Annotated in this window: 2 protein-coding genes; both read right to left on the bottom strand. The window is 34.9% G+C overall.

Features of this window, described 5'->3' with window-relative positions; all coding sequences use genetic code 11:
* A partial coding sequence (gene pelG, locus FS935_RS23050; protein ID WP_158638698.1) for an exopolysaccharide Pel transporter PelG occupies positions 1–743 on the bottom strand: 743 nt, incomplete at its 3' end.
* 6 nt (positions 744–749) lie between these two features.
* On the bottom strand, positions 750–1342 hold a 593-nt coding region (gene pelF, locus FS935_RS23045), incomplete at its 5' end, for a GT4 family glycosyltransferase PelF (protein ID WP_146950932.1).

The following is a 1342-nucleotide window of genomic DNA, read 5'->3' as shown; positions in this document are numbered from 1 at the left end:
GCATATAAGCCAACATAATAAAATAGCCCGATAAAAAATAAATAAGGATGTTTTTCAAGATACGTTAAAAAGTGAAAATATTGTTTATTATTCACTTGGAAATATTTTGAGATATCTTGCATGAGCTTTATAAGAATGATGAAAAAGCCAGCAATAAGACCGAATAATATTGCATTAGCTGTTAAGTAACCTAGTAAAGCTGTTAACACCCAAATAATGATGGCCGAAACTAGCACTCCTATAAGATAGCTTTTGACAATTTTCTTATAATCCTTAAGAGCTGATACATACATGGATAAAATCCAAATAATACTTAGCTCTGTGAAAAAGAGGTAGGAAAGCAATTTAAATAATAAAGGCAAAGGTGATGTCCAATAAAATAGAATTGTACTAATAAATCCTAAAAATACGACAATGCCAATTGTGCCAAACATAGACGAAAGGACATTTTCTTCCTTTTCAATAAAGGTTTGGTCTGCCACATAGCGCGAAATGATGAACACAAAGCCACCTGTGATGATTTGAGAAAAAATAAATGCATATTGAATGGCTGCCATAAAAATAGTAATTTCTCTAGACGGGGCATTCAGGAAAAGTAGCCACTCTCTTGAGAACGTAATAAGTAAAATGGTCAGTAGCATTGGTCCTACAGCGGTTATAGTTGAATAGCCGTATGCACGAAGCTGACCGAAAAAATGAGATTGATCATATAAGGTTTTAAGTTGAAAGCCGATTCCTGCCATACCTTTTTATTTCCCCCATCTTTCGTAGCATTCATTATAACGACGAACCATTAGTGCTAATGAGTAGTAATCTATCAATCGATTTCTACCATTTTGTCCATATTCAATACGCTTGTTCTTATTTATTAACAAATTGATTATCTCTTGTGCTAGAAGGTGGAAATGCATGACAGGGACGACACTGCCGGCACGTCCATATGGATCATTTGCTCCTAAAAGTAATTCAGAGCAGCTCCCAACATCAGTTGAGACATACGGAATTCCCATTGCTAGCCCTTCAAGTATTACAAGTGGCTGTCCTTCACTGATGCTTGATAACACTAATACATCTAGAAATTCTAAATATTTTTTTACATCTGTTTCACCAGTGAAGATAACATTCTTTAATTCTAGATTTTCCACAAGGTCCAAACATTCTTCATAGTAATCTTGATCTTCATTTGTTGGACCAATGATATAAAAGTAGGAATGAGGAATCTCCTGTTGAACAATTGCAAAGCTCTGCAGCATTGTTTTAATATCCTTTATTGGAACAACACGAACAATTCCGCCAACATGGAAGCCATCTTTTGACACTCGATTTTCTGTATTAAAGCGTG

The sequence above is a fragment of the Metabacillus litoralis genome, assembly GCF_007994985.1.
Lineage (GTDB): Bacteria > Bacillota > Bacilli > Bacillales > Bacillaceae > Metabacillus > Metabacillus litoralis.
This window is presented reverse-complemented; position numbering and strand designations above follow the sequence as displayed.